The 18,738-nt window shown below is 68.8% G+C and carries 17 protein-coding genes; 10 read left to right on the forward strand and 7 right to left on the reverse strand.

All coding sequences use genetic code 11. The annotated features are described in order from the left end of the window. Window positions 1–117: 117 nt before the first annotated feature. Entirely contained in the window at window positions 118–555 is a 438-nt protein-coding gene (locus BCM27_RS01450) for a hypothetical protein (RefSeq protein WP_004021386.1), read from the reverse strand. A gap of 61 nt (window positions 556–616) precedes the next feature. On the opposite strand from BCM27_RS01450, the gene BCM27_RS01455 reads away from it, so the two are divergent. The 4 genes from BCM27_RS01455 to BCM27_RS01470 all read left to right on the forward strand — a co-directional run bounded on the left by BCM27_RS01455 (window position 617) and on the right by BCM27_RS01470 (window position 3,764). Beyond that, entirely contained in the window at window positions 617–1,255 is a 639-nt protein-coding gene (locus BCM27_RS01455) for a TetR/AcrR family transcriptional regulator (protein WP_004021385.1), read from the forward strand. A gap of 10 nt (window positions 1,256–1,265) precedes the next feature. Then, entirely contained in the window at window positions 1,266–2,036 is a 771-nt protein-coding gene (locus tag BCM27_RS01460; RefSeq protein WP_033204733.1) for a lysophospholipid acyltransferase family protein, read from the forward strand. Window positions 2,037–2,112: 76 nt separating this feature from the next. Beyond that, complete coding sequence (locus tag BCM27_RS01465) at window positions 2,113–2,925, forward strand: lysophospholipid acyltransferase family protein (protein WP_033204735.1); 813 nt, start codon at window positions 2,113–2,115, stop codon at window positions 2,923–2,925. Continuing rightward, the gene (locus BCM27_RS01470) at window positions 2,925–3,764 is read left to right on the forward strand and encodes a Cof-type HAD-IIB family hydrolase (protein ID WP_004021382.1); all 840 of its coding nucleotides are present in this window, start codon (window positions 2,925–2,927) and stop codon (window positions 3,762–3,764) included. The genes BCM27_RS01465 and BCM27_RS01470 overlap by 1 nt, the downstream gene beginning before the upstream one ends. Before the next feature lie 20 nt (window positions 3,765–3,784). On the opposite strand, the gene BCM27_RS01475 is transcribed toward BCM27_RS01470, so the two are convergent. Continuing rightward, on the reverse strand, window positions 3,785–5,503 hold the full coding sequence (locus tag BCM27_RS01475; RefSeq protein ID WP_004021381.1) for a peptidoglycan recognition protein family protein: 1,719 nt from the start codon (window positions 5,501–5,503) through the stop codon (window positions 3,785–3,787). A 454-nt stretch (window positions 5,504–5,957) separates the two neighbouring features. On the opposite strand from BCM27_RS01475, the gene BCM27_RS01485 reads away from it, so the two are divergent. Further along, window positions 5,958–7,541: a SpoIID/LytB domain-containing protein gene (locus tag BCM27_RS01485; RefSeq protein WP_239450644.1), complete on the forward strand. Its 1,584-nt coding sequence runs from the start codon at window positions 5,958–5,960 to the stop codon at window positions 7,539–7,541. 4 nt (window positions 7,542–7,545) lie between these two features. On the opposite strand, the gene BCM27_RS01490 is transcribed toward BCM27_RS01485, so the two are convergent. The 5 genes from BCM27_RS01490 to BCM27_RS01510 form a co-directional block, all read right to left on the reverse strand. Then, window positions 7,546–8,232, reverse strand: coding sequence for a GAF and ANTAR domain-containing protein (locus tag BCM27_RS01490; RefSeq protein WP_004021379.1), 687 nt, complete (start codon window positions 8,230–8,232; stop codon window positions 7,546–7,548). 90 nt (window positions 8,233–8,322) lie between these two features. Beyond that, window positions 8,323–8,982 (reverse strand): class I SAM-dependent DNA methyltransferase, encoded by a 660-nt coding sequence (locus BCM27_RS01495; RefSeq protein ID WP_004021378.1) that lies wholly within the window; start codon window positions 8,980–8,982, stop codon window positions 8,323–8,325. An 82-nt stretch (window positions 8,983–9,064) separates the two neighbouring features. Continuing rightward, complete coding sequence (locus BCM27_RS01500; protein WP_004021377.1) at window positions 9,065–9,847, reverse strand: PIG-L deacetylase family protein; 783 nt, start codon at window positions 9,845–9,847, stop codon at window positions 9,065–9,067. Further along, window positions 9,844–10,794: an acyl-CoA dehydrogenase family protein gene (locus tag BCM27_RS01505; protein WP_004021376.1), complete on the reverse strand. Its 951-nt coding sequence runs from the start codon at window positions 10,792–10,794 to the stop codon at window positions 9,844–9,846. The genes BCM27_RS01500 and BCM27_RS01505 overlap by 4 nt, the downstream gene beginning before the upstream one ends. Further along, entirely contained in the window at window positions 10,791–11,462 is a 672-nt protein-coding gene (locus BCM27_RS01510) for a glycosyltransferase (protein ID WP_033204739.1), read from the reverse strand. The genes BCM27_RS01505 and BCM27_RS01510 overlap by 4 nt, the downstream gene beginning before the upstream one ends. Window positions 11,463–11,840: 378 nt before the next feature. Here BCM27_RS01510 and glf point away from each other — a divergent pair, with 378 nt between their 5' ends. From glf to BCM27_RS01535, 5 genes are read left to right on the forward strand one after another with little or no spacing between them, the layout of a single operon-like run. Further along, window positions 11,841–13,049, forward strand: a complete 1,209-nt coding sequence (gene glf, locus BCM27_RS01515) for a UDP-galactopyranose mutase (protein WP_004021374.1) — start codon at window positions 11,841–11,843, stop codon at window positions 13,047–13,049. Then, window positions 13,050–14,990, forward strand: a complete 1,941-nt coding sequence (locus BCM27_RS01520) for a glycosyltransferase (RefSeq protein WP_004021373.1) — start codon at window positions 13,050–13,052, stop codon at window positions 14,988–14,990. After that, window positions 14,974–15,759 carry a phosphatase PAP2 family protein gene (locus BCM27_RS01525; protein ID WP_004021372.1) on the forward strand — a complete coding sequence of 262 codons (786 nt, stop codon included), beginning with the start codon at window positions 14,974–14,976 and terminating at the stop codon, window positions 15,757–15,759. Before BCM27_RS01520 ends, BCM27_RS01525 begins: the two co-directional genes overlap by 17 nt. After that, window positions 15,756–16,676 carry a decaprenyl-phosphate phosphoribosyltransferase gene (locus tag BCM27_RS01530; RefSeq protein ID WP_004021371.1) on the forward strand — a complete coding sequence of 307 codons (921 nt, stop codon included), beginning with the start codon at window positions 15,756–15,758 and terminating at the stop codon, window positions 16,674–16,676. The genes BCM27_RS01525 and BCM27_RS01530 overlap by 4 nt, the downstream gene beginning before the upstream one ends. Beyond that, window positions 16,663–18,735 carry an arabinofuranosyltransferase AftB family protein gene (locus tag BCM27_RS01535; protein ID WP_004021370.1) on the forward strand — a complete coding sequence of 691 codons (2,073 nt, stop codon included), beginning with the start codon at window positions 16,663–16,665 and terminating at the stop codon, window positions 18,733–18,735. Before BCM27_RS01530 ends, BCM27_RS01535 begins: the two co-directional genes overlap by 14 nt. Window positions 18,736–18,738: the final 3 nt, after the last annotated feature.

The raw sequence follows: 18,738 nt of genomic DNA on the forward strand, positions 1-18,738 counted from the left end.
GCGCGGGCTGCGCGGCAGGGCACTACAGACATCCAGGGTATCGAGCCGTGCCGGACGGACGCGTGGGCCATGAGTCCCATCGGGTGCGCGGCGTGAGCAGGCTCACGGCGCTCTCCGCTACACGCCGAGTCGCTCCCGGACGCCGCGGGCGAGGACCGGCAGCCTGGACGCCGCGAACAGGCTCCGAACCAGCTTGCTGTCGTCGCGCGGCATGATCCCGGCCCGCTGTACGGCGTCGATGAAGTCGTAGAGGGCCTCGCCCTCGTCCATCAGGCCGTCGGCGTCGAAGTGGTACCGGTCGACCGCCGGCGCCTGGATGAACCGCCCGTCGCCGTAGATGGTCGGCGCCGATCGGTCGTAGGGGTACATCCTCAGCGCCCCGCTGAAGTGACCGCTCCCGATGTACCGGATGACGGTCCGCACCGTGCCGTCGGGCTGGATGTCGATGTAAGCCTGATCGGGCAGTGAGTCGTATCGCCACTCCGGGACAGGCTTGGCCAGACGGGGACGGGCGAGCGCTTCCTGGAAGGCCTCTTCGGTAAATAAGAATCGCATGATTCATGTTGAATCGACCGATGTCAATGGGAGGGTCCGGTCGAAGTGCGACGATGAGCGGATGACTCCGGAGAAACTGTGGCGCGGCCAAACCCTCGCCGACCGGTCGTCCGACCGTCGCGAGCAGATGCTCGCCGTCGCCGAGCAGCTGCTCGGTTCGGGCGGCGCGAGTGCGGTGACGATGCGCGCAGTGGTCCGCGAGGCGAATCTCAGCCCCCGGTACTTCTACGAGAGCTTCGCGTCGCGCGAGGACCTGGTGACGGACGTGTACGACCGGGTCACCGACCAGCTCCTGACGGAGATCGCCGCCCTTCCACGCGTCGCCGACCGTCGGGAGAATGTGCGGGCGGTCCTCGAGGTCTGCCGAGAGTTCTTCGAGGCCGATCCCGGACGAGCGCGAATCCTGCTGCGCGAACCGCTCGCCGACGACGTCCTGCGCGCACGACGGGCGGCAAGGGTGCCCGGCTTCGTCGCGTCGGTGCTTGAGATGACCACCGGGGCGCACGCGAGCTCACCCGAGCGACTCGCCGTCGTGTCGTCGGCGCTGGCGGGGGCACTGGTCGCGCTGTACCTCGACTACATCGACGGCCGCCTCTCGCTCACGCCCGCGCAACTGGCCGACGCAGCGGTCGACCTCGTGTCCGCCGTCACCCGGCTCGCCACCGCCGACGACGGCGAGGGGTCGGCGGCGAGTGGCTAAGCTCTCTCGCATGGAACCCGTCTACGACACCGTGATCACCGCCGCCCGCCTGCTGTGGCTGGCCGAAGGTCTGAAGTTCACGGTGTCGGGTGTCGAACACGTACCGGCCGACGGCCCCGGCGTCGTCGCGATCAATCACACCGGCTATCTCGACTTCACCTACGCCGGCATCCCGGCTTTCCTGCAGGGGCGTCGCAAGGTCCGTTTCATGGCGAAGAAAGAGGTCTTCGACAACAAGATCTCCGGCCCGATCATGCGCTCGCTCAAGCACATCCCCGTCGACCGCGCCCAGGGTGCGGACAGCTACCGCAACGCGGTCGACTATCTCAGGCGCGGCGAACTCGTCGGGGTCTACCCCGAGGCGACGATCAGCCGGAGCTTCGAGCTGAAGGCCTTCAAGTCGGGCGCCGCGCGGATGGCGATCGAGTCCGGTGCGCCGATCGTGCCCACGGTCATCTGGGGCGCGCAACGAGTCTGGACCAAGGGCCACCCCAAGCAACTGGGTCGAACCGGGTACAAGATCTCGATCGGTGTCTGTGAGCCCCTCGATGCCACGGGCAGCCCCGACGCCCTCACGGCGAAGCTGCACGAGGTCATGAGTGCGAAACTCCTCGAACTCCAGGAGGCCTACGGCGAGCACCCGAAGGGTGAGTTCTGGGTTCCCGCACGGCTCGGCGGTTCCGCGCCGACGCTCGAGGAGGCCAATCGCATGGATGCCCAGGAGCAGGCCGAACGCGCCGCCAAGCGCGAGCCCCGGAACGACGACCCCGGAGTGGTCTGAGCAGACCTCGCGCCCCAGCGTTGCCTGTCGGTTGTCGTCGTCCCGCGGTGTCGTCCGGCGTCGTTAACCTGGACTCATGAGCGCAGGGAGGCACGGGCACCGCGAGCCGGTGTATCGCACCCTGGAACTCATCGCCAACGGACTCGTCCGAGCCCAGGGTCTCGACCTGCACTTCACCGGTGTCGAGAACGTCCCGGACACCGGCGGCGCGGTCCTGTGTGTCAACCACACCGGTTACGTCGACTTCCTCCCGCTCGCGCTCGGCGTCCAGCGCGCCGGCCGCCGAACCCGCTTCCTCATCAAGTCCGAGGTCATGGACATCGGGATCATGCGGTTCCTGGTCAACCACACCAGAACGGTCCCCGTCGACAGGTCGCGCGGCGCGGAGGCCTATCGCGCCGCGCTCGGGCGTCTCCGGGACGGGTACATCGTCGCCGTCTACCCGGAAGCGACGATCAGCCGCAGCTTCGAGCTCAAGGAGTTCAAGAGCGGGGCGGCCCGGATGGCAGCCGAAGCCGGCGTCCCCATCATCCCGGCGATCGTGTGGGGTGCCCATCGGCAGTGGACGAAAGGTGGCGTGCGGGACATCGGGCGCAGCCGGCTCCCCGTCCATGTCCGATACGGTCTGCCGTTCACCCCCGGGCCGGACGAGTCCCCGGAGCGTGAGACCCTGAGGCTCCGCGACACCATGAACTCGATGCTCCTCGAGGTCCAGGACTCCTACGGTCCGCACCCACCGGGTGAGTTCTGGGTTCCGTCACGACTCGGCGGCTCGGCACCGACACCCCAGGAGGCCGCCGTGATCGAAGCCGACGAGGCGCTGCGCAAAGCCGAGGCGCGGGCGAGACGAGCCGCCGAGAGAGCTCGGTCGAGAGGAAGCAGACGCTGATGACATTCGGTCCACCCACACTCATCGCCAGCGATGTGGACGGAACCCTCATCGACGACGAGAACCGGGTCTCCCCGCGCACGTTGTCCGTGCTGGCCGCCGCCCGCGCCGCCGGAGTGGAGTTCGTGCTGGCCACCGGCCGGCCCCCGCGATGGATCGCCGAGATCACCGATCAGTTCGCCGGCACCGAGGCGTTCGTCCGTTACGCGGTGTGCGCCAACGGCGCCATCATCTACGACGCCGAGCACGATCGCGTGCTGTGGTCGGCGAACCTCGAGCCCGACGCGCTCGTCAAACTCGGAGAGATTGCCTACCAACAGATCCCGGGATGCGGCATCGCGGCCGAACGTGCGGGCCGGTCCGCGCACGACGCGGCGACGGCGCCCTTCGTGGCGAGTGCCGGTTACGAGCACGCGTGGCTCAACCCCGATCACGTCGAGGTCGGCGACGACGAGGTGTTCGGTGATCCGGCGGTGAAACTCCTCGTCCGCAAACCGGGTATGGCCTCCGGCGAGATGGCCCGTCGGCTGCAGCCCGTGGTCGGCGACCTCGCCCAGGTGACCTTCTCCACCGACAACGGACTCATCGAACTGTCGGTGCCGGGAACCCACAAGGCGTCGGGGCTCGCACGCCTCGCCGACCTCGCCGGACTCTCGGCCGATGCCGTGATCGCGTTCGGCGACATGCCCAACGACGCCGAGATGCTCACCTGGGCGGGGCACGGCGTCGCGATGGGCCACGGTCACCCGGCGGCGGTCGACGCCGCCGACGAGGTCACCGTCGGCAACAACGACGACGGCGTCGCCAAGGTACTCGAGCGCTGGTTCGCCCCGCGCTGATCGTCTCGCGGATCCGCGGCTCAGGCCGCAGGCGGTACCGGTGCGGGTGCTCCGGGCTCGGCCGGCTGCGGCGCAAGGGTACCGGGATCGGTCGGCGGGGGAGCCGGGGCGGCCGGATCGGCGGGCGGCGTCGGTTCGGGTGCCGGCGGGGCACCGCCGGCGAGCGCCCGGATCGCGGTGAGCGCCGCGTAACCGTGTACTCCCGGGCAGCTGGTGCTGTTGTAGTCCCGGTGCCCGGAGATCACCGGCAGATTCGACTGAGTGCCCGCGGCGAACTTGGTGCCGGCGAAGCCTTCTGAGGTCAATGTCGCAGTCCCGGCGGGATTGAGTCCGGCCTTGCCGAGGCGCCAGCGCAGGAACTTGCCGGTCGCCGACACCATCGCCGCGGTCGGCGGGACCTCGTCGAGATTGCCGATCATCGACACCCCGACGGTCTCCTTGTTGAACCCGCCCGTGTGCGTGCCCTCGACATTGCGGTCGAGTCCGCCGAACGCGCCCTCGAAGATTTGGCCGTACTTGTCGATCAGCACGTTGTAACCGATGTCGCACCAGTTCAGGCTGCGCGCGTGGTACGCGTAGATGCCGCGGACGATCTCGACGGACTGCTGCGGGGTGTAGTCGTTGCTGCCGGCCGTGTGGTGCACGATCGCGCCGCGCATGTGCGGGGAGTAGACCGGTTGCGAACAGCGGATGGACTCATCGGCGCCCCACGCCTGGCGGGCGACGACCTGCGGCCCGCCGGTCAGCGGCGACAGCAACGACGAGCCCAGGCCGAGCAGGCTCTCCGGGCTGATGAGCGTCGCCTTCAGCGCGTTCAGGGCGACGGTGGCCAACTCCGTCACCACCGTGCTCGCGGTGCCGACGGCCAGTTGGGCGAGATCGCCGCCCTGTGTTTCCGCAGCCGGGATCGCGAGTCCGTCCTTGCTCGCGGCGACCTGCACCTCACGAGCGTCGCCCACCCAGACCGGCTCGGTGCCGGCCGGGTTCTTCACGCTCGGCGCCTGCCCGCGCGAGATCTGTTCCAGGACTGTCCACGGACCCCACTTGCCGTCGGGGTTCTTCGCGCGCAACTTGAGGTCGACATCGACGGGACGGTCCCACGTGAACGCGACCATCTTGATGGGCGCCTCGCGCACGATGTGCGTCACCGCGGCCCCGACCTCGCGGCCGTCGCGCATCGTGGGTGTCGCCGGCGTCGTACTGCTCGGGGTCGACCGGGTTGTGCCCGGAGTCCGATCGCCTCGCGGAGCGGGTGTCGCCGCCTCATCCGGGGACTCCCGGGTCGGCGACGGAACGCGACGTTCGCTGGTTGGCGCGTCGGTCGTCGGGGTCGCGGATTCTGTGGTCTCCGACGCTGATTCCGACGTCGACGACCCGGGCGTCGACTCCGGTGACGACGAACCCGGTGACCCGGACGGGCCGGTGCTCGTCGATGCCCCGCCGGCACCCGGTACGAGTCCCTTCGGCAGCGGAACCGTCAGATCCGGCAGCGGGAACGCGTCCGGATCGATCGGCGGCAGCTCGACACCGGCCGCGGCGAGACCGGATGACGCGACGTCGACGATGGCCGCGGGCAGTTCCCGCAGCGGGACCTGCTCGATCTCGGTGTCGGAGACCGTCTGCTTGTTGTCCATCAGCTGTGGCTCGGACTGGCTCGCGATCACCACGAACGGTGTCGCGACGACCGCAGCGGCGATCGCGGCGAGCGCGATCGAGGGTTTCGGTCTGGGGTAACGCACTCAGGTCTCCTCGCAGGTTGGTCGGACCGCGGCACGGGTGGTCGTGGGGGTGTGGTCGGGTCCGGTCAGCCGTCGGCATCCACGCAGCCGACGGCGTCGGAGCCCGGAGGCTTCGAACGCGGTCGACTGTGCTCGGTACGGCGGCCATCGTCGCGGTCGCCGATCCCGGACGTCGGCGACACACGCCGCAACCGCGTAACTCGTGATGTTCTTGTTATCTGTGAGGCACGAGTGGTTCAAGTGGTGATTGTTGATCAAGAGGCAGCTCATCCTCGAGGGCGGTGCGAGGTCACGACAGTCCGGGCAACTCGTGATCCGGTTGTGATCCCCTCGGGTTGGAGATCGGCTCCTTGGTTCACTAGGGTCACTTAAGTCCCAATCGTCACATCAGTCACAGGCGTTACGGAGGCCGTGAGTCCGCGGCAGCCGCGGCTGGTGTCGTCGCGACCGAAGGATGTGTTCTGCAGTGACCAAAGCCCGACCTACACGGCGTCTGCCGAGATGGACGGCGAGCGGTGCGCGGCCCGGACGGGCTCGCAACCGCGCGTTGACCTGGGCCGCGGCCGGGCTGGCGCCCGCACTGCTGGCCGGTGGACTCGCGGTTGCGAGTTCATCGGAATCGGCCGAACAGGTCGAGCTCTCGGTCGGGTCGACGGTGACGCTTATCGGGCACGGTCATGGCCACGGCCGCGGAATGGGGCAATGGGGAGCGTACGGCTACGCCCGTAAGGGCTGGACGGCACAGCAGATCCTGCGCCACTACTACGGTGGCACCACCGCGGGGAAGGTGGACAGGCCCGAGATCCTGGTGGCCCTCACGGGTCAGGGCTCGGTGAATGTGCACGCGGACGCCGGCATGCGAGTCGGTGGTCAGACGGTGGCTCCCGGGCAGGCGGTCAGCCTGTCCGGGGGCACGGCCACCATCCTCAGCGGATGCGGTGGTGGGGCGGTGCGGTCGGTACCCGCCACGTTCGTCGAACCACTCAGCATGGCGCCCAATCGACCGGGCGGCGAATTCCTCAAGTTCTGCGGTTCGAACAAGGCCTACCGCGGGGCCATGGGCCTCGAAGGTGGGCGCGTGGTCAACCGCATCCACGTCGACGACTACGTCAAAGGCGTCATCCCGCGCGAGAGCCTGCCCGCCTGGGGTGACTCCGGCGGCGCGGCGGCGTTGCAGGCGCAGGCGGTGGCGGCCCGCACCTACGCGCTCGCGGCGATCGCGGGCGGCAAGAAGATCGACGACACCCAGAATTCGCAGGTCTACGGCGGTGTCTCCGGTGAGGACCGGCGAACCAACGCGGCGGCCGACGCCACCGCCGGCCAGATCCTGCTGCAGAACGGACAGCCGGCCTTCACCGAGTTCTCCGCATCGACCGGCGGTTTCACCGCAGGTGGTCGCTTCCCGGCGGTGGTCGACGAAGGGGACACGGTCTCGCCGAACCACAACTGGACGGCCACCGTTAGTGCGGGCAGCATCGGATCGGCTTTCGGGGTCGGTGCCCTACGGAGCTTCGAGGTCATCGAGGCCAACGGCCTGGGCGCCGAACACGGGCGCGCGATCAAGGTCCGCGCGGTCGGCTCGGGTGGCACCGCGGAGGTGAGCGGTGAGGAAGCACGGACCAAGCTGCAGCTGAAGTCCTCATGGTTCGCGGTGCAGGGCCAGCCCGCACCGCCCCGCATCGTCAAACCACCCACCGGTCCGGCGTCGCCCGGCGGCGGTGGGATCGACTTCGGCAGCCTCGATCAGCTCGCCGAGCAGATCTTGCCCGGGTCGTCGAAGTTCCTGGACATGGCGACCTCGGCGATGAACGGGCGGTTCGCGGACCTCGGTGGGATCACCGGACCGCTCGGCCAGGCGCTCGGCGTGCCGACCCTGACCCCCGACGCCGCGGGCGTCACGCAGCTCTTCGAGAAGGGGATGATGTTCTTCACCCCGGCCACGGGCCCGCGGGTGCTGGTCGGCAAGGGGCTCGAGCGATACCAGGACCGCGGCGGCATCCCCGCGCTGGGCTTCCCGAAGCGCGACGCGTTCCGCTGAGCGCTCAGTCGCCTTCCGGTCCCGCTTCGACGATCTGGGCGGCGACGTCGACGAGTTTGGTGTTGGTGTCCTGGGACAACCGCGCCAGAAGTGAAAAGGCCTCGTCTGCGTCGAGCCGGTAGCGCTCCATGATCATGCCCTTGGCCTGACCGATGATGTCGCGTGAGCCGAGTGCGGCGCGCAGTTGCTGCTTCTCCTGGACCGCGCCGAAGGCGGTCGCGGCGTGCGCCGCGAACAGCTCGCCGAGCTGGCGCGCCTCGGGGGTGAACGCCGCCGGCTCGGTGCTGTGCAGGTTCAATGCGGCCGAGTCGTCGCCGTCGATGTAGAGGTAGAAACAGGCCATCGACCGAATACCGAGTTCTGCCGCTGCCGCCGCGAAGTTGGGCCAGCGTGTCTCGACGCGCATGTCGTCGACCCACACGGTGAGATCGGAGACCGCGGCCCGGATGCACGGACCCTCGCGCAGCTCTCGTTGCAGTCGATCGGCTTCACCGCCGAGGTCGCCCACCATCACCGGTGTCTCGACTGCGCCGTCGGCGACGAGGGTCACGGTCGCGTACTCGGCGCCCGGGATCGCATCGACCGCGAATTTGGTCATGGAACGCAGCGCTGCTTCGGTGTCGTCACTCTCTTTGCGCATCTCGCTCGCGATCCGCGTCATCTGAGCTCCGAAGTCGGCCAATCCGGTCACCCCTGCCTCCTCGTGAGACGTCGTTGCGCGCGCCTCAGCTGGACCGACAGCAAAGCGCTGGCTTCGAAACACCTGTTGTCGAAGAACCCATTATGCCGTACGGTGTGCGGCTGCGGCGTCGACGAGTCCTTCTCGTTGCGCAACCGACCCGAGGGGTGACGAAGTCATCACGTCGATGCAGAAGTCGGTGTCCGCGTACGACGCTGACGGGTGCAGCGCTGACGAGCGCAACGCGTCATGGACTTGGTCGCCGGTTCGCGGATACTCCTCGACCCGCCATCTCCAGTGCACCGCCAGCACCTCGCCCGTGGGCGACAACGAGTCCGGAAGCCGTGCGATGACCTCGTCGAGATCGGCGTCGTCGAGGTAGTAGAGGACCTCGCTGAGCACGATCAGGTCGAACCGGCCCGACGGCCAGTCGGTGACGATGTCACCGACGTGCACGTCGACCGAGTCGTGGCCGTCGAGTCGCCTCCGTGCGAGTTCCACCGCACGTGGGCTGACATCGGTACACAGCAGATGGTCGGCGCGCGTGGCCAACTCGGCGCTCAGCACGCCGATCGAGCAGCCGGGCTCGAACACCGAGCCATACCGGGGAGAGCTCAGCGCCGCGAGGGTCAGAGCGTACTTCCGCTGCTCGTACCACCGCGTCGCGAAACCCCACGGGTCGTCGCTGCTGCGATACATGTCGTGAAAGTAGCTGTTGGGCAGCGATTTTCGATCACTGCCGGTGGTGCCGTCGTCGGTCATGGCCTCGTCCGTCCTGTCCTCGCCGGTCGTGTTCTCGACCGGTCGCGCTGCCTTGCTCCGCGCCTGCCCCGGATGTCGGTGGTCACACGAAGACGAACTCCCGATCGCGGAGCAACCGGTCGAGAATGTGCGGTCCGAGAACGACGGCGTCCTCGGGTGCCGGTGACAGCGGGCGGATCTGGGTCTCGAAGGCCTGTGTCGCCGCGCGTTTGGCCACGGCGATGTCGTCGTCGAGGACGAGGGTGCGCAGCCTGTGCCAGGGGATGTCGGGATCGTCGGGAGTTGCCCAGTGCCACATCCAGATCGGATACACCCAGACCGGGACACCGCGCCGGTCGCCGACGCGACGTGCACACCGCCCGACGGCCTCGTGGTCGGGATGACCGTCGTGCGCCCAGACCGCCAGCAGTGCGGTCGGGGTCTCGGGTTTCTCGGAGATCGTCGCGTCGATGATGGCCTCGATCTCGTCGTCGTGGGCCGACAGGGTGCCGTCGCCGAGCCCGCACCATCGGGTGGGGCCGATGCCCAGCGTCGACGTCGCGGTGTCGACTTCGGCGTGGCGCCGGACGGCCAGCTCGGCCGGGGACAGCGTCGGCGAACCGGGATGCGACGCCGAGCCGTCGGAGAGGCAGAGCGCGACGACGTCGACACCCCGTCGGTGGGCGGCCGCCATCACCCCGCCGACGCCGAGGATCTCGTCGTCGGGGTGGGCGGCCAGGACGATCAGCCGCCGGACGTCCGGCTCGAAGTCGGGCCACGGCCCCCGCACGGCGAACCACCGCTGCCACTCCGACTCCGGGGTTCCCTCCGACGATGTCGGGGTCGTCCCGAAGCGGTCCGTCGAGGAGATGTCGCCGGTCGTCATGACGTCTCCGATCCCGGGCCGGGTATCCGACCCCCGGTCAGTCCGCCCAGGACCGCGAGATCACGGTCGGCGTGGGACTGCCGGATGTAGACGGTGAGGTCGGCGACAGCCTGGGCGTGGTCGGGATCGGCGGCGAGCGGGCCGGGACCCAATGCACGCCCGACCCGATCGATCACGGCGGTGGCGATCTGTTCGACGGACCAGCGCACCGCGAAGGCGAGCCGTTTCGCCGACGCGGTCGGGTCATTGTCGATCTCATGTGCCGCGGCCTGCAGGTGCGCCCATCCGGCGGCGAGGTGGGCGTCGACGGCGCCGGCGTGCATCCGCAGCAACGCGTCGTCGGAGCGCTCGGCCGCGCGGTAGAGCGGTGCCGCGACCTTGCGGGCCCCGCCGAACCAGCAGGCCGCGACGCCGATCCCGCCCTGCCAGAAGCCCGGCCGGTCGAGATAGGCGCCGGGTTCGCCGATCGGGTCGGCGGGCACGGCATCGAAGGTGACGGTCCCGGTGTCGGAGTCGCGCATACCCGTGTTGGTCCAGGCCGAGCTGTCCGCGGAGACCCCCGGGCGACCGAGATCGACCGCGAACAGTCGGTTGCCGGCGTCGGTGTGCGCGGTGACCAGCGCATGCGTGCACGACGTCGCGCCCGAACACCATTCCTTGATGCCGCTCAGTTCGCAGCCACCCGCGACCGATCGGGCCTCCACGCGGGTGTCGCGCCCCTCGGCGGCCCACACGCCCCAGAACTCGCCCGGGGCGGTCCCGCCGCCACAGATCTCCGCGAGGATGGCGTCGGCATCGGCGTGCGCCTCGACGAGACGGCCCGTGCTGATGTCGTCGGAACAGGCGCGGACGAGAGCGGCGAACCGGTCGAGGGTGTGGCCCCGGCCGGGGCGGGGGAGTGGGAAGGACGGGTCGTCGACGATGGCCCGGGCCCGCGCGGGCGTCACCCGGCTGCCTCCTCGCGCTGGTCGTCGGCCAGGTCTCGCAGGTAGCTCGCGAACCCGTGCCGGGTACGTCCCTCCCGCCGGGTCGATGTGCGGACCGGGACCCGGGCACCCCGTTCGACCGCCGCACCCGAGGTGCGCAGGCGATCGACGAGATCGACGTCCTCGTCCACGTCGAGCTCGGCGAACCCGCCGACGGCGAGGTACGTCGAGGCCCGGATGCCGAGGTTCGCGCCGTGGACGTGGCCGTGCCCGGGACCCGCGTCGTACTCGCGCAGATATCTCTCGTCGGTCCCCGCCGGCCACCCGTCGAACCCGTCGGGGGTGACAGTGCCCACATAAGCGTCCGCGCCGGCATCGGCGGCTGCGACGTGCTCGACGAGCCAGTCCCGCGGAACCGTCGAATCGGCGTCGGTGGTCGCGAACCACGTGGTGTGCGACTCCGCGGCCGAGATGGCGGCTGCATCGAATCCCGCTCGACGCGCCGCCCCGACGCATCGCGCGTCGACGACGACGGTTGAGACATCCGCCGTGAGCAGCGTTGCGGAGTCGTCGTCGCAGGCGTCGAGCACCACGACCACCTGCACCGGAATGGCCACGGCGGTCGCTGCGCCCTCGAGAGCGGCGAGACAGCTCGGGAGATGTTCGGCCTCGTTGTGGACGGGGACCACGACGACGACGCGCTCGACCGGCGTGGGTGAAGGTGGGTTCGTCCGCTCCCCGAGAGGGGGACCGGTCTGCTCCCTGAGGAGCCCCGGAGCCTGCGGGGGTGGCCCGGTCTGCGCCCTGAGGAGCCCCGGAGCCTGCGGAGGTGGCCCGGTCTGCTCCCTGAGGAGCCCCGGAGCCTGCGGAGGGGCGTCACGAAGGGCACTCGGGGAGGGGTCGTCGGGCGGTCGTACGAACAGCGGCGTCACGCAAACCCCGAACTACTCACCGGACAAGGCACGGGCCCGGGGGCTACAGGCCGACGATCGAAACATTACCCGGCTTCCGTGCCAGGCCACGTGGCTCGGAGATTCCTCAGGGAGGGTCCGTTACCCTGAGGACCCGTGGCAACCAGTAGCAGTTACGACCTGATCGTCGTCGGCTCCGGATTCTTCGGCCTCACCGTCGCCGAACGGGCCGCGACGCAGCTGGGCAAACGGGTCCTCGTGCTCGACCGACGCGACCACCTCGGCGGCAACGCGTACTCCGAACCCGAACCGACGACCGGGATCGAGATCCACAAGTACGGGGCGCACCTGTTCCACACCTCCAACGAGCGGGTGTGGGAATACGTCAACCAGTTCACCGACTTCACGAACTACCAGCACCGCGTGTTCGCGCTGCACAACGGCCAGGCCTACCAGTTCCCGATGGGCCTGGGGCTGGTCAGCCAGTTCTTCGGCAGGTACTTCAGCCCCGACGAGGCGCGGAAGCTGATCGCCGATCAGGCCAGCGAGATCGACACCGCCGAGGCGCGCAACCTCGAGGAGAAGGCGATCAGCCTGATCGGTCGCCCGCTGTACGAGGCGTTCATCAAGCACTACACCGCCAAGCAGTGGCAGACCGACCCCAAGGAGTTGCCCGCGGGCAACATCACCCGCCTGCCGGTGCGCTACACCTTCGACAACCGGTACTTCAACGACACCCACGAGGGTCTGCCGGTCGACGGTTACACCGCTTGGCTGGAGAACATGGCTGCCGACGACCGCATCGAGGTGCGGCTGTCCACCGACTGGTTCGACGTGCGCGAGCAGCTGCGCGCCGACAACCCCGACGCCCCCGTCGTCTACACCGGCCCCCTGGACCGGTACTTCGAGTACTCGGCGGGCCGGCTCGGTTGGCGCACACTCGATTTCGATACCGAGGTGCTCGACACCGGCGACTTCCAGGGCACTCCGGTGATGAACTACAACGACGCCGACGTCCCGTTCACGCGCATCCACGAGTTCCGGCATTTCCACCCCGAGCGGAACTCCTACCCCGACGACAAGACGGTCATCATGCGGGAGTTCAGTCGGTTCGCCGAGAACGACGACGAGCCGTACTACCCCATCAACACCCCGGAGGACCGGGCGATGCTGACCGCCTACCGCGAACTCGCCCGCACCGAGACCGCAAGTGCCGGAGTGCTGTTCGGCGGTCGTCTCGGTACCTATCAGTACCTCGACATGCACATGGCGATCGCGAGCGCGCTCACCATGTTCGACAACACCCTGGCACCGCATCTGCGTGATGGTGCGCCGCTGGTGGCCGACCCCGCAGGAGCCGAATAGATGACGGTGACTCCCGTGAACCAATCCGACATCCCCGACGCAGGCGTCGGGCCGTCGAAGGCGAAATCCCTTCTGCAGCGGGTGATCTTCCCGCGGGCGGGTGAGCCGCTCGACGTGCGGTCGCTGTACGTCGTCGAATCCGAGAGCAACAACCGCCGGGCGCATGCCCCGAGTCGGACCTCGGTGCTTCTCGGCGCCGAATCCGAGGTGAGCTTCGAGACCTACTTCAACGCGTTCGCTGCGGCCTACTGGCGGCGCTGGAGCATCCTCGACTCGGTGGTCCTGCGCGTCGAGGTGATCGGCACCTGCCGCGTCGACCTGTACCGCTCGAAGATCGACGGGTCGCGTATCGGCATCGGCGGTGACCTGGTCGACACCGACGAAACCGGCCGCGGCGTAGTTGAATTCGAACTCGACCTCGGTCCGTTCGAGGACGGTGGCTGGATCTGGTTCGACGTCACCACCGACACCGACACCGAAATCGTCTCCGCCGGTTGGTATGCGCCCATCGACGCACCGACGGCCGACGAGGAGACCAAGCGCGTCACGGTCGGCATCCCGACGTTCAACCGCCCGACCGATGCGGTGAACGCGTTGGCCGCGTTGACCTCCGACCCGTTGGTCGACGAGGTCATCGATGCGGTCATGATGCCCGACCAGGGCACCAAGAAGGTCGTCGACGAGCCCGGTTACACCGAGGCCGCCGCGGCTCTGGGCGATCGCCTGCACATCTTCGACCAGGGCAACCTCGGCGGATCGGGCGGATACGCGCGCATCATGTACGAGGCGCTGCGGCTCACCGACTCGCCCTACGTGCTGTACATGGACGATGACATCGCGATCGAGCCCGACTCGATCCTGCGTGCGCTGGCCATGTCGCGATTCGCCAAGGCGCCCATGCTCGTCGGCGGTCAGATGCTCAATCTGCAGGACCGCAGCCACCTGCACTGCATGGGCGAGGTGATCCGCCGCGACACCTTCATGTGGACTGCGGCGCCGTTCGTCGAATACGACCACAACTTCTCGAAGTACCCGCTGCGCGACCGCGAGAACTCGAAGAACCTGCACCGGCGGATCGACGTCGAGGGCAACGGCTGGTGGATGTGCATGATCCCGCGCGAATGCGCTGAGCAGATCGGCCTCCCGATGCCGTTGTTCATCAAGTGGGACGACTGGGAGTTCGCGCTGCGTGCCGCCAAGGCCGGTTACCCCACGGCCACGGTTCCGGGAATCGCCATCTGGCACATGGCCTGGAGCGACAAGGACGACGCCATCGACTGGCAGGCGTACTTCCACCTGCGCAACCGGCTCGTCGTCGCATCGATCCATCACGACGGCCCGATCAAGGGCATCGTCCGGTCGATGACCAAGGCGACCGCCAAACACCTTCTCTGCCTCGAATACTCCACCGTCGCCATCCAGAACGAGGCGATCCGGGACTTCCTTGCCGGACCCGATCACATCCGCAGCCTGCTGCCGACCGCGCTGCCGAAGGTCGCGCAGATGCGCAAGCAGTATCCGGACGCAGTGGTCTTGCCGTCGGCGACCGAGCTGCCCCGGACCTCCGGCGAGGCAACGCGTCTCGGGACCTCGATACCGCTGAACCCGCTCAGCAAGATCAAGGCGCTGACCGCCGCCGTGGTGAACAACGTCCGCCCGGCCGACCCGCGGCATCACGAGGTTCCGCAGGCCAACTTCCCGCCCATCGAGGCGCGGTGGTTCTCGCTCGGTCGTGTCGACGGGGTCACCGTCACCACCGCCGACGGCCGCGGCGTCGTCTATCGGCAGCGCGACCGCGAGAAGATGATCGAACTCGCGCGCGAACACTTCGCCCTCGTGAAGGAACTGCAGGACAAGTTCCCGGAGATGAAGCAGCAGTACAGGTCTGCGCACCGCGACCTGACGTCGAAGGAGAGCTGGGCGGGTGTCTTCGGAATCTGATGGTCCGGTGATCGGCAGTGGGGACGACACGGTGCTGGAGGATCGTGCGGAGACGGGCCGGGTCCCGGCCGACGACATCCCGCGTCCCCTGAACGGTGAGGAGAAGGCCCTCGTGGCCATCCAGGCCGGGATCGGTGGCCGCCCCGGCGTCCGTCCGGCCGCGCGCGGACTGTCGCACGTGGGTGAGCACGCACTGGGCTGGCTCGCCATCGCGGGTACCGGCTGGGCGCTGGCCCGCCGCCGCGGCGATGTGCGGGCGCAGCAACTCTGGCTCGAGGCCGGGGTGGGTGCCTTCGGTGCGCACGCCGCGTCGGTGATCATCAAGCGCATCGTCCGGCGCCCACGCCCGGCCCACCCGCAGATCGCGATCGGGGTGTCGACGCCGAGCAAACTGAGTTTCCCGTCCTCGCACGCGACCTCGACGACCGCGGCCGCGATCCTCATCGGCCGCGCCGCCGGCTGGGACCCGAAGGTGCTGCCCGCCGTCCTCGTGCCGCCGATGCTCGTGTCCCGCCTGGTGTTGGGTGTGCACTACCCGAGCGATGTCACCGCGGGCGCCGCGATCGGTGCCGCGAGCGCAGCGGCGGTCGTCGTGGGCGATAAGGTGCTGCTCGAACCCACCCGGAACAACCCGGACCCCGGGCGTGCCCGCCGTGCGGCGCGCGTCCTGGCCCGGCTCGGTCTCACGGCCGCAGTACCCGGCGGGCCGCTGCGTCTTGCCGCGTCCCCCGTCATCGCGCGGGTGACACGACACAGGGAGAGTGCATGAGCGAGGAGCCGATCGAGCACGGAAAGGTTCTCGGACCACCGAAGAACCTGACGTCCGGGCTGATCAAGGCCGTCCGGCCGCGGCAGTGGGTCAAGAACGTCCTGGTGCTCGCCGCTCCGCTCGCCGCGGGCAACATCACCGACGCCTCGGTGCTGGCCTCCGCCGGCGTCGCCTTCGTCGCGTTCTGCCTCGCCGCGTCGAGCATCTACCTGGTCAACGACGCGATGGACGTCGAGTCCGACCGCAATCACCCGACCAAGCGGTTCCGGCCGATCGCCGCCGGCGTCGTCCCGGTGACACTGGCCTACGTTCTCGCCGCCGTCCTGCTCGTCGGCTCGATCGGCATCGCCTTCCTGGCGAACTGGCAGACGGCCGTGGTCATCGCCATCTACCTGGTCATCCAGCTCGGCTACTGCTTCGGCCTGAAGAACCAGGCCGTCATCGACATCTGCATCGTGTCCTCGGGCTTCCTGCTGCGTGCGATCGCCGGTGGCGTCGCCGCCGAGATCGTGCTGTCACAGTGGTTCCTGCTCGTGATGGCCTTCGGGTCGCTGTTCATGGCGGCGGGCAAGCGCTACGCCGAACTCCAGCTCGCCGAACGCACCGGCGCCAAGATCCGCAAGGCCCTCGAGTACTACACGACCACCTACCTGCGGTTCGTCTGGACGCTGTCGGCGACCGCGGTCGTGATCTTCTACGGCCTCTGGGCGTTCGACAAGGGCTCTGACCACGACACCAACGTCGCGTACGCCATCTCGATGGTGCCCTTCACGGTGGCGATCCTGCGCTACGCCGTCGACGTCGACGGCGGTGCCGCGGGCGAGCCCGAGGAGATCGCGCTCGGCGATCGTGTCCTGCAGCTGCTCGCCGTGGCGTGGCTGGTGTGTGTGGGTGTCGCGGTCTATGCAGTCAATTGATGAGTCGCCAACCGGTTTCCGGGCGCTGAACACCGGCCGCAACAAGGTTGCGGCCGTCAGTTTCGTCCTCGGCGCCGTCGTCGTCACCACCTTCTTCGCGATCGGTGCGTGGCAGCGCAGGTGGATCGCCGACGACGGACTCATCGTCCTGCGCACGCTCCGCAATCTCTTCGCCGGGAACGGTCCGGTCTTCAACGCCGGGGAGCGGGTCGAGGCCAACACCTCGACCGCCTGGACGTACCTGTTGTGGTTCTGGGCGTGGATCACCGACGGTCAGCTCGAATACGTCGCGCTCTGGGTGGCGCTGGTCTGTTCGGTGGCCGCGATCCCGATCGCGATGTACGGCAGCGCGCGTCTGTTCGGCACCCGGATCGGCGGGATCACCGGCGACGGTTGGACCCTGCTGCTGCCGTTCGGTGCCGTCATCTACATCGCCATCCCGCCCGCCCGCGACTTCGCGACCAGCGGATTGGAGAACGGCCTCTGCATCTTCTGGGCGGCCGTCCTGTGGTGCCAGCTCGTCGCATGGGCGCGTCGCGGCCCGCACGCGAGCCGCGGGAGCGCGGCGGCCACCCTCGCGCTGGCCTTCACCGCCGGTCTCGCCCCGCTGATCCGGCCCGAACTGGCGATTCTCGGCGGCCTGGTGCTGCTGCTGGTCTTCTTCGCGCCCCTCGGTTGGAAGATGCGGATGGGTGTCGTCGTGGTCGCGGGTGCGTTGCCGGTCGGCTACCAGATCTTCCGCATGGGCTACTACGCCCTCCTGGTTCCCAATCCCGCCGTCGCGAAGGACGCCAGCGGTGCGAAGTGGGATCAGGGTTTCGCCTACCTCACCAATCTCTTCGGCCCCTACGTGCTGGTGCTGCCGGTCGTCCTGGCCGCAGTCGCGGGCGTGCTGCTGATCGTCGGCGGCCGGATGCGGGCCACGGCGGCCGATGCCCAGCACTCCGACCCGGCCGACACCGGTGACGCCACCCCCTCGACGCGGTCGTCGCGTCTCGCAGGCTGGTCGCGTCGGCTGCAGTCCTCGACCGCGGTGGTCACCGTCGTGGTCCTCGCCGGCATCGTCCTGATCGTCTACTGGATGCGCCAGGGCGGCGACTTCATGCACGGACGGGTGCTGCTGGTGCCGGTGTTCGTCACCCTGCTGCCGCTGATGGTCGTGCCGGTGACGATCCCCGCGCACGTCGGCGCGGCGTTCCGTCGCCGGCCGTCGAAGGACTCCGACTCGGTGATCTCCGACCCCGCGACCGACCCCGATCCCGTGCCGTCCGCGCCCGAGCCCGCGGATCGCCGTCGAGCGCGTGCCCAGCTCGTCGGTGCGATCGCCATGAGCGGCATGTGGATCACCGTCGTCGTCTGGGCGGTCGTGACGCATGCCAACGTCCTGCCGAACGCCGGCATCGACATCGGCCGCAGCGGCATCGTCGACGAGCGTCGGTTCTACGTCACCAACATGGGCAACGAGAACCCGGTCACCGCCGAGGACTACCTCGACTACCCGCGTATGAGCGCGATGGTCGAGAAGATCGACGAGTACCGCGAGGACGGCGGCGTGATCCTGCCGTCGTTCAACTACGACGAGTGGTACGTGGCACAACTGCCGGCCGTCATGCCCAAGGGCGCCGAGCGGCAGGTGACCGTCTACTTCCTGAATTTGGGTATGACGAGCATGAACGCACCGCTGGATGTGCGCGTCATCGATCAGATGGGTCTGGCCTACCCGCTCGCGGCGCACACCGAGCGCCTCGAGGACGGCCGCATCGGGCACGACAAGATCCTGCCGAGCGAATGGGTCGTCGCCGAAGCAGGCGCGTACCCACGCCGTCCGGTACTGCCCGGGTACCTCGACGAGGATCTGGTCCGCCAGGCCCAGGTCGCGCTGCAGTGCCCGGAGACCAAGGACCGGTTCGCCTCGTTCGAGGCCCCCTGGTCCTTCGATCGCTTCAAACACAACCTGCGTCAGGCGTTCACCTTCAACAGCTATCGAATCCAGCGCGAGCCGGAGTACGAGATCCAGCGCTGCGGGTTGGAGATGCCGCCGCCGGTCCACCCGCGCTAGTGC

The organism is Gordonia terrae, assembly GCF_001698225.1.
Classification (GTDB): Bacteria; Actinomycetota; Actinomycetes; order Mycobacteriales; family Mycobacteriaceae; genus Gordonia; species Gordonia terrae.

Excerpts from the sequence above, each read along its gene's own strand:
- BCM27_RS01535 (WP_004021370.1), top strand. The coding sequence starts at position 16,663 with ATGCAGTCAATTGATGAGTCGCCAACCGGTTTCCGGGCGCTGAACACC.
- BCM27_RS01470 (WP_004021382.1), top strand. The coding sequence starts at position 2,925 with ATGACATTCGGTCCACCCACACTCATCGCCAGCGATGTGGACGGAACC.
- BCM27_RS01460 (WP_033204733.1), top strand. The coding sequence starts at position 1,266 with ATGGAACCCGTCTACGACACCGTGATCACCGCCGCCCGCCTGCTGTGG.
- BCM27_RS01520 (WP_004021373.1), top strand. The coding sequence starts at position 13,050 with ATGACGGTGACTCCCGTGAACCAATCCGACATCCCCGACGCAGGCGTC.
- BCM27_RS01495 (WP_004021378.1), bottom strand. The coding sequence starts at position 8,982 with ATGACCGACGACGGCACCACCGGCAGTGATCGAAAATCGCTGCCCAAC.
- BCM27_RS01500 (WP_004021377.1), bottom strand. The coding sequence starts at position 9,847 with ATGACGACCGGCGACATCTCCTCGACGGACCGCTTCGGGACGACCCCG.
- BCM27_RS01455 (WP_004021385.1), top strand. The coding sequence starts at position 617 with ATGACTCCGGAGAAACTGTGGCGCGGCCAAACCCTCGCCGACCGGTCG.
- BCM27_RS01485 (WP_239450644.1), top strand. The coding sequence starts at position 5,958 with ATGTGTTCTGCAGTGACCAAAGCCCGACCTACACGGCGTCTGCCGAGA.
- BCM27_RS01450 (WP_004021386.1), bottom strand. The coding sequence starts at position 555 with ATGCGATTCTTATTTACCGAAGAGGCCTTCCAGGAAGCGCTCGCCCGT.
- BCM27_RS01530 (WP_004021371.1), top strand. The coding sequence starts at position 15,756 with ATGAGCGAGGAGCCGATCGAGCACGGAAAGGTTCTCGGACCACCGAAG.
- BCM27_RS01465 (WP_033204735.1), top strand. The coding sequence starts at position 2,113 with ATGAGCGCAGGGAGGCACGGGCACCGCGAGCCGGTGTATCGCACCCTG.